The sequence below is a fragment of the Mycolicibacterium arseniciresistens genome, assembly GCF_030519285.1.
Taxonomy (GTDB): Bacteria; Actinomycetota; Actinomycetes; order Mycobacteriales; family Mycobacteriaceae; genus Mycobacterium; species Mycobacterium arseniciresistens.
On the sequence record NZ_JAUMSQ010000600.1, the window covers coordinates 1 to 313 of the forward strand.

The window sequence follows — 313 nt, forward strand, 5'->3', positions numbered from 1 at the left end:
CGACTCCCGCACGATGATCGTCGCCCGCCACTCGGTGAGCACCCCGCACTCCAACGCCGCCAGCGTGCACGGCATCTCATACACGAGCGCGCGGGCCAACCCCAGATGACGGCCACCCTGATTGGGTGAGGCACGTCGGGCCAGGGCGATCTCGGTGGCCAAACCCCGACCCCGCTTCGATGCCGGCACCCCCGCGGCGGCTTCGCGCGCACGGCGCAGAGCGTCCAGGTCAGCGGCCACCCGCGCCTGCCCCGCCGCACAGGCGGCCTTGGCCGTCTCCAACTCCGCCAACCGCGCATGCAACCGGGCCTCG

The 313-nt window shown here is 73.2% G+C and carries 1 pseudogene; it reads right to left on the bottom strand.

The features are described 5' to 3' along the window. A pseudogene (locus Q2100_RS31720) lies at positions 1 to 313 on the bottom strand (HNH endonuclease); the annotation flags it as partial.